Origin of the sequence: Nitratidesulfovibrio oxamicus (assembly GCF_015731765.1) — a bacterium.
Classification (GTDB): domain Bacteria; phylum Desulfobacterota; class Desulfovibrionia; order Desulfovibrionales; family Desulfovibrionaceae; genus Cupidesulfovibrio; species Cupidesulfovibrio oxamicus.
In genome coordinates, this window is sequence record NZ_VRYY01000054.1 from 1 (window position 1) to 7,999 (window position 7,999).

Consider the following 7,999-nt stretch of genomic DNA (forward strand, 5'->3'; position numbering starts at 1 on the left):
CCAGCGGCGCGCTGGGCATGTTCAGCCCGGTGGTCACCCCGGCGCGCGGTTTCTGCGACCCGGCCTGCCATGCCTGCGCCCGCGCCTGCCCCACCACGGCCATCCGGTGGCTGGCCGACGAGCGCACCTTCGCCAAGATCGGCACGGCAGAGGTGCTGCGCGACCACTGCCTGGCCTGGGCCAGGAAGAAGCGCTGCCTGGTCTGCGACGAGGTGTGCCCCTACGACGCCATCGCCCTGAAGCCGGAACCCGGCTACACAGTGGGCGTGCCCCACGTGGACCCGGCCCGTTGCGCCGGATGCGGCTTTTGCGAAAGACACTGCCCGGAAACGGTGCAGGCCACCGGCCAGAAGGCCATCGTCATCCGCCCGCGCGACGCCCTGCGCATTGCCAGCGGCAGCATGCGCGCAGCAGCGGAGACACGCGGCCTGCGCCTGGTATTCACCCCCAAAAAGCCCGGCGAGGCGCACGTCCCGAATCCCACGGACGCCACGGGCGCGACAGGCGCGACAGGGGCGACAGGCGCAACGGACTCCACAAGCAGCGCGCCCTATCCGGGCACCGACGGAGTGCAGCCTCCGCCGCCCTCCCCTGACGGCGCGCCGCCATCCGGCGGGCTGCCGCCCGGCTTCACCGAGTAGCAGACCAGGTATCAGGCTGGCAGAGGTCACTCCCGCCATCGCCTCACGCCGTTACGCCTCTCCCTTCCGTGCAGCCAAACGACGAGGCCGCCGGATTGCTCCGGCGGCCCCAACGGCATCTTTCTGTTCCGCCCTTCGGGCATCAGCGCATGTCGTCGATAATGGCATCCAACTCCTGCGCCAGCCGGGCAAGGTCGCTCACGGCCCCGGCCGAATGACGCATGGAATCGGCCGTATGGCCGGAAATGGTGCTGATGCGGTCCACCGCGCGGGTAATCTGCTCGCTGGCTGCGGACTGCTGCTCTGCCGCCGTGGCGATGGCCCGCACCTGATCCGCCGTGCGGTCCACGGTGCCCACGATGGCCAGCAACGCTTCGCCGCTGCGCCCGGCCAGTCCGGTGGACTGCTCCACCAGGCGCACGGCCTCGTCGGTGGCGGCACGGCTGCGGGCCACGCCCGCGCGGATGGCCTCGACAAAGCCCACCACCTCTCGCGTGGCCTGCATGGTCTTTTCGGCCAGCTTGCGCACCTCGTCGGCCACCACGGCAAATCCGCGCCCGGCGTCACCGGCCCGGGCCGCCTCGATGGCCGCGTTCAGGGCCAGCAGGTTGGTCTGGTCCGCGATGTCCTCGATGACCCCGATGATGCGCCCCACGCCCTCGGCCTGGGTGCCCAGTTCGCCCATGTCGTGTTCCAGCACGCGGGCCTGCTCGGCCACGCGATTGATGCACGCCACGGCTTCTTCCACCACGGCAGAGCCCTGCAGGGCCTGCTCGTGGGCGGTACCAGCCAGATCTGCGGCGGAACCGGCATTGCTGGCCACCTCCATGACGGAGGCGTTCATCTGCTCCATGGCAGAGGCGCTTTCCACGGCCAGGCCGCGCTGCTCGTCGGCGCCGCTGCTGGCCTCTTCCACCTGCTCCGACAGTTCGCCCGAAGCGGAGGACACCCTCGCGGAAACCTGCCGCGCCGCCTCCGCCGCGCGGGCGATGCGGGCGTGCTGTTCTTCGATGCGGGCCTGCTGGCGCTGCATTTCGGTAACGTCGGTGTACACGCTGAACGCGCCGATGAGATTTCCGTCCAGATCCAGCAGCGGTGCCGAATCCACCACCACGTGCACCTGCCCGCCCTTGCGGCTGTCCAGGGTGGCGCGCTGACCGGTGTGTGCGGTACGTTCCCGCAGCACGCGGTCCGTCACGGTGACGCGCTGGGGCTCGCCGAACATCAGGTCGCCCACGGTCTTGCCCGCCTGGGCCTCGGGCGTGCCGTCCAGATCCAGCATGCGCAGCAGGGCCGCGTTGCAATAGCTGACGCGGCCATCCGTGCCCGCCACCAGAAAGGGCAGGGTCATGCCGCTCAGGATGCCCTTGGAAAAGCCCAGCTCCTTCTTCAGCCCGCCCACCATGCCGTGCAGGTTGACGGCCAGGCGCGCCAGTTCGTCATGCCCGCCCACGGCAAGGTCGGCGTTCAGGTCGCCCCCGGCAATGGCAGTGCTGGCGTCGGTGATGCGCTGCACCCGGTCCACGATGGTCCGCCGGATGAACAGGATGACCCCGGCCAGCAACGCCACCAGCCCCGCCGCAGAGACACCCGCGCTTTCCAGGATGCGCCCGTTCACCCCGGCCAGGATGGGCGTGACGTCCTGCATCACCACCAGCTGGCCCAGCAACGGTTGTGATGCGCCATGGCAATGGTGGCAGGAGGGTTCGTTGCGGATGCCCGTCACGTGCGCGAACACCGACCGACCGTCCCGCTCGAACAGCAGCGACGCCTCCAGCGCCTCGCGCCGGGCGCGTCCGGCAAGGTCGCGCAGACCGGGGTCGGTCAGCACGTCGGACAGGTCGCGCCGTTCCGCCTCTGGCCGGGTGGAATAGGTGATGTTGCCGTTGAAACTGGCCAGATGCACGGTGGTGTCCGCGTAGTGGCGCGCCAGTTCGGCGAATTCGGCGCGGGTGCCCGCGTCGTTGCCCAGCAGCATGGGCCGGTCGATGGCAGTCTTGATCATGCCGGACTCGCGGCTGACCACGACCTCCAGTTCTTTCAGGGCCGCATGGCGCTGACGCCAAGCCCCGGTTCCGATGATGACCGCGAACACGCTTACGGCGATGACCGTCACCAGAAGTGAAGTGCGCAGGCTGAGCGACCGCGCGAGAGCCCCCCCCATGTCCGCCTCCCTAGTGCGCGCCGCTGTGCAACAACGGTTTGAAGCCGAACGAACGCACCCGGCTTGCGTTGTGGCAGCCTTCGCAGGTGGTCATGGTGGGCTTGCCGATCAGCGCCGGATCACCCGCGTCGGCGTGGGCCGCGCCGGGGCCGTGGCAGGTCTCGCAGCCCACGTCGGCAAACTGCGGGGTGGTGGCGTGGTCCACAAAGCCGCCCTTGCCGTACCCGGTCACGTGGCATTCGTAGCAGCCGCGCAGTTCTTCCGGCGTCAGCTTGGGGGCCATGGTGGCCACGCTCTTCCAGGATTTGGCCTTCTTGGAATGCTTCTGGAACTTCTCGTATTCCCCGGCGTGGCAGGGCTGGCATGCGGCGCTGCCCACATAGGACGAGGTCGCCCTTGCGGGCGTGGGCGTCGTGGCCGCCAGCGCCCCCGCAAGGGCAACCACGCAACACAGGACATTGATTGATCGAAATCGAATCATGGATCTCCCCGCAAACAAGCGATTTCACTCTTGCGTGAACCCGCCCAATTGTGAAAAATGGCACAGCCTCGTGCGCACGTAGTAGGGCACTTGCCGTCACACGTCAATGTTGCCGTACGGCGTACCGTTATAATGCGCCAGCATCCGCACCAGACCAAAAAAGCGCGCGGCGCGCCCAAGGGGCGGACCGCGCGCGTCAAAACGACAGCGTGCGATGGCGTGCGTCGGTCAGCCCTGCTTCAATTCCTCCACCAGACGCTTGAGCACCTGCGACTGGTTGGCCAGTTCGTTCACGGCGATGGCCGCCTCGCGCATGGCCTGGGCCGTTTCTGCCGAAATGGCGCTTACCTGTTCCACTGCACGGTTGATTTCCTCGCTGGCGGCGGACTGCTGTTCCGAAGCGGTGGCGATGCCGCGCACCTGATCGGCCGCCGCATCGACGAAGCGCACGATCTCGCGCAGCGATTCGCCCGAGCGGCGGGCAAGGTCGGTAGCGTCCTCGATGGTGCCCACGGACCGGTCCACGTGCTCCATGTTGGTGCGGGTGCCCTGCTGGATGCCCCGTACCGCCGCGCCCACCTCCTGGGTGGCGTGCATGGTCTTTTCCGCCAGCTTGCGCACCTCGTCGGCCACCACGGCAAAGCCGCGCCCGGCGTCGCCCGCGCGCGCCGCCTCGATGGCGGCATTCAGCGCCAACAGGTTGGTCTGGTCGGCTATGTCGCTGATCACGTTCATGATCTGTCCGATGGATTCCGCCTGCCGCCCCAGTTCTTCCATGTCGCGCTTCAGCGCCAGCGACTGCTGCTGCACCTGCCCGATGCCGTCCACCACCTTGCCGACGATGACCGAGCCTTCGTCGGCCATGCGGCGGGCGTTTTCCGAAACGTCGGCAGCGCCGCCTGCGTTGCGTGCCACCTCGAGCACGCTGGCGTTCATCTCTTCCATGGCCGTGGCAGTTTCCGCCACCCGGCGGGCCTGTTCCTCCGTTCCCCGGTCGGACTGCTCGATCTGGGCGGACAGCTCTTCCGACGCGGAGGATACCACCTCCACCACGCCCTCCAGCTTCTGCGCAGCCTGCAGCATGCCCTCGCGCCTGGCGGTTTCCGCCTGGCGACGGGCCTCTTCAGCCTCGCGCATGGCGGCCAGGGCCTCCTGCTCCTTGGCGGCGGCCTGGCGGCTCTTGTCCTCAGCCTCGGCTATCTTGGACTTGAGGGTGCCCACCATCTGCTGCATGGCATCGTACACGCCCTTGTACCTGCTGGACCGGAACTGCACCGCAAGATTGCCCGCCGCGATCTGGCGCGAGACATCGTGCAGGTAGCCGGGGTCCTCACCCAGTTGGGCCATGGTAGAACGGATGATGTACAACGTCGCGGCAATGCCGAGGCCCAGCGAAACCAGCACCAGCACCAGATTGACCATGCGGGCCGCGACGACCTCATCATCCGCATGCTTCCCGGACACCGTAGATCCCTTGTCGTTCAGTTCCACCAGAGCAAGGCTGCCTTGCAGGGCCGACCGAAACAAGGGGCGGGCCTTGCCCACGGACAACGCGCGGGCCTCTTCCGTCTTCATGGCCCGCGACAGGGGGATGATCTGCGGCAGCAGGGCAAAATAGGCGTCGGCATCAGCCTTCATCTTTGTGTAGATGCGCCGCTCTTCGTCACTGGAAATGAGCTGCTCGTATTTGCGCGCGCCATCGAGAAAGGCAGTGCGGGCCTTTTCCATGGAGCGTTCCTCGTCATCCATGGCTGCTGCGGTGTCGGCAATGATGTGCTGCAGTTCCGCGCGGCGTACGGAGTTCACTGCTCCGTGCAACTCGCCCAACACCTTGATGCTGGGCAGCCAGTTGCCTGTCAGGTCGTGCACAGACACCAGTATGCTCCCCAGCGTGTAATTTCCGTACACCCCAAGCACGAGCATCAGCACAAGAAGTGTACCGAACGCCCCGGCAAGCTTGACAGACAATTTCATGAACAGTGCTCCTTGCGCAGCATGCTGCATGTTTTGAAGGCCCTGCATCGGCATTGCCCCGCCGCGGCCTGCCCTCTCGAAAGCACCCCCTGCCCGCAGAGGTGACTTTTCTGATTCGCATACTCGCAAGAAGCATTATTATTCGATATTAGATTGTTGACGACATGCAGTCAGTACGTACTACGTTGCACGTTGCCACCGCAAAAAATGAAAACCACGGTGCAAAACCAGACACCTCCCCATTTCGGGACATGCCTGCCCGCCTGCCGTCAGGACGGCGCACGACATGGCAACGGGGCGAACCTCGATCACCGCATGACGTGGGGCGCCGTGCTGTCCGCAGCGGCCGCGCTGGGCGCAACGCCGACCGTGACCGGGCTGGTCTTCCCGGCTGGTCGAAGCCATTATGCCAATGCCAAAGGTCCTGAGGGTTTGGCGCAGCGCAACCTGCGCACCCTGCTGGCCCGCCAGCCGCTCGCTGCGGCGGCCCCGCGTTCCCTGATGCACAACGCCGCCGCGACCGAAGCCCGGTGTACGCCGCCATGCATGCGGGGTCCGTGCATCAGGGGGCGGGCTAGTTCTGCGCGTCTTCCGGCTCGGCAACGTGGTCCGCGCCAGCCACGACGAAACGGCCCTGCATGCCGCCCTGCGCCTGCCCGCCGACCGTGGCTTCGCCAGCAGCCAGGCCGAGGGCGGGCCCGAAAACCGGAACCGCCCGCCGGAGGGAACGGCGGGCGGCTGGGGAGAACCAGAAGCTGTTCGCGGATTCATGAGAAGCCGGAGCAACCTCCGGAACTGATCTGGAGACTGGGGCTGTTTGCAGATTTGGGTGCAGCCCCTAGAACTTGTACGTAACGCTAAGCCCCGCCATGTGGGCGTGGGCATCCTCGCGGTCCACTTCGCCGTAGATGTAGTTGACCGGTCGGGCTTCGTAGTGGCGGTCGACCATCCACAGGTAGCCGTAGAACACGTCCACCACCCAATTCTGATCCACCTTCCAGCCGGCGCCCACGGTGACGATCTGGCGGTCGGAGCAGGGCACGGCGAAGTCTTCGTACTTGTCGTTGATGGGGCTCTGGTCGTAGACGTAGCCCGCGCGCAGGTCCACGCTGTCAGTCAGGGCATATTCCGCGCCGAACTGGAAGCGCCAGGTGTTCTTCCAGTCCTTTTCCTTGCTGACCGTAGGGTACGCGCCAAGCAGGGGCGGGTCGTAATTCATGGTCAGGGCCTCGTAGGCGCTCCAGCGGGTCCACACCACATCGGCTTCCAGGCTCAGGCGGTCGATGGGCTTGACCATCACACCGAAGGTCACGGACTCTGGCAGGGGTTCGGTGCCGGAAATGCCGCCCTGGCCGATGGTCGGCGGTGAGGACGAACTCATGCGGGTAAAGTCCACGTCCCCATTCACCTTCAGGTCGATCTGGCTGCGCCAGGCCAGGCCGAAGGCCAGCCAGTCATACGGCTTGTAGCGCGCCCCCGCGTTGAGGCCGTAGGCCCAGCCGTCGGCGTCGATTTCCTGTTTCACGTCCGCGAGGGGAACGGTGGAGTCATACATGAAACGCAGGTAGGTGGCTTCCACCCCCACGGCCATGGAGAACTGGTCGGAAAACTTCATGGCCAGGTTGGGGTTGAAGGTAAGCGACTGGATGCCGGCGTACGAACAGTTGTAGCGCCCTGCCCAACTGTCGCCGCCCGCGTATTCGGTGCCCAGCCCCACGCGCGAAAAGATGCCGAAGCCGAACCAGTAGTGGTCGTTCAACTGCTGCGTGTAGTAGGCGGTGGGCAGCCCCCAGATGGCATCCGAGAAATCACGGTCGGTCTGGGACGGGCTTTTGAAATCCATGGTGGCGGTGGGCTTGATGGCTGTGGCGCCCACCTGTACCTGCGCCCCCGGCAGATCGGTGATGTTGGCAGGGTTGTAGGCCACCGAGGAGGGATCGGCATCGCGGGCCACCATGGCGCCGCCCAGCGCGGTGCCGCGGGCGCTCCATTCGTAGACGGCATAGCCAGAGGCGTGCGCGTGCAGCGGCAGCAGCAGCGCAGCAAGGACCAGACACAGCAGGAACAACGGCTTTCGCATGACAACTTCCCGTACTTGCAGAATATGCCCGCCGAATGTTGACAGGACGACGGGAGTGTAGCAGGCAAAAGTACAGCGTCAATGAACATCGCCTCGTTTTTCATTCATATTCCATGAATGCCTCGCCGTGCCGTTCAACCGTGGTGAACCCATTACCAGTGATGCACACATGACCAGCACCGACCTTGTCGCCTTCTATGCTGCCCGGCTGGATGCCATGGACACCCCTGCGCTGCTGCTGGATGACGGGGGCGGCGTACTGTACGCCAACGGGCACGCCCGCAACCTGCGCGGAGCGGAAGGGGATGCGGGCGATGCCGTGAAAGCAGAGGGCAACCGCCCGAAATCGCTCGCGCAGGGCGACCCGACGCCCGCCCACGGCTGGCTGCACGACGAGGTGCCCCCCGTGCCCGGAAAGGGTGCCCCGGTGCGCGAAAGCCGCACCCGCATCACCTTGCCCGATGGCGCGGGCATCAGGCAGATAAGCTGGACCTGCGTGGCGGTGCCCGTGCCGGACACGTGCGGCGAAGGTGGGCCGGGGGAATGGGAAGGGGCGCACATGAACGGGGGCAGGCGCGCGCGGCAAGACGACACCGCCCCGCAAGCAGGGGGCGATGGCCCGGTCCGGCATGCGGGCATGCGGGAGATGCGCGGCGCGG

General features: G+C 66.5%; 5 protein-coding genes and 1 pseudogene. 2 read left to right on the forward strand and 4 right to left on the reverse strand.

Annotated features, from left to right (window positions below):
- A partial coding sequence (locus tag FVW20_RS02585) for a 4Fe-4S dicluster domain-containing protein (RefSeq protein WP_196608165.1) occupies window positions 1-641 on the forward strand: 641 nt, incomplete at its 5' end.
- 142 nt (window positions 642-783) lie between these two features.
- Here the strand turns inward: FVW20_RS02585 and FVW20_RS02590 are convergent.
- From FVW20_RS02590 to FVW20_RS02605, 4 genes are all read right to left on the reverse strand, one after another.
- Window positions 784-2,805 carry a methyl-accepting chemotaxis protein gene (locus tag FVW20_RS02590; RefSeq protein WP_196608166.1) on the reverse strand — a complete coding sequence of 674 codons (2,022 nt, stop codon included), beginning with the start codon at window positions 2,803-2,805 and terminating at the stop codon, window positions 784-786.
- 10 nt (window positions 2,806-2,815) lie between these two features.
- Window positions 2,816-3,286 (reverse strand): cytochrome c family protein, encoded by a 471-nt coding sequence (locus FVW20_RS02595; RefSeq protein WP_196608167.1) that lies wholly within the window; start codon window positions 3,284-3,286, stop codon window positions 2,816-2,818.
- Window positions 3,287-3,514: 228 nt separating this feature from the next.
- The gene (locus tag FVW20_RS02600) at window positions 3,515-5,260 is read right to left on the reverse strand and encodes a HAMP domain-containing methyl-accepting chemotaxis protein (protein ID WP_196608168.1); all 1,746 of its coding nucleotides are present in this window, start codon (window positions 5,258-5,260) and stop codon (window positions 3,515-3,517) included.
- An 838-nt stretch (window positions 5,261-6,098) separates the two neighbouring features.
- Complete coding sequence (locus FVW20_RS02605) at window positions 6,099-7,340, reverse strand: OmpP1/FadL family transporter (RefSeq protein WP_196608169.1); 1,242 nt, start codon at window positions 7,338-7,340, stop codon at window positions 6,099-6,101.
- Window positions 7,341-7,509: 169 nt separating this feature from the next.
- On the opposite strand from FVW20_RS02605, the pseudogene FVW20_RS02610 reads away from it, so the two are divergent.
- Window positions 7,510-7,999: pseudogene (locus FVW20_RS02610) on the forward strand (histidine kinase); the annotation flags it as partial.